The sequence below is a fragment of the Mesorhizobium sp. M1A.T.Ca.IN.004.03.1.1 genome (genome assembly GCF_003997555.1).
GTDB lineage: Bacteria > Pseudomonadota > Alphaproteobacteria > Rhizobiales > Rhizobiaceae > Mesorhizobium.
Genome location: NZ_RZTV01000980.1, coordinates 1 through 241, shown reverse-complemented (window position 1 = coordinate 241; position 241 = coordinate 1). Strand labels below are relative to the sequence as shown.

Genomic DNA, 241 nt, shown 5'->3' with positions numbered 1-241 from the left:
GCTGCGACTGCGTTATCGCCAAACCGAACGGCGACATGACGGCGGCCCGACGAGTGGAGCGTAACGTCCTCCAGAAGCTTGGAAATGAGCGCGCTCTGCCCTTCCTCTCCGGCAACCAGCGGCTTTCGGGTGGCCTCGGCCTGCTCGGCGGATGCAACATGGCTTCGCTGGTGCCGGAAAGAAGCGAACGAGACCGGCCGCCGCCGGCAATTGCACCCGCTCCGCAAAGACAGGATCCGCC

At 65.6% G+C, this 241-nt stretch carries 1 pseudogene; it reads left to right on the top strand.

Annotation, left to right across the window (positions count from 1 at the left end):
- Positions 1 to 241 (top strand): annotated as a pseudogene (locus EOD29_RS36860) (hypothetical protein); the annotation flags it as partial.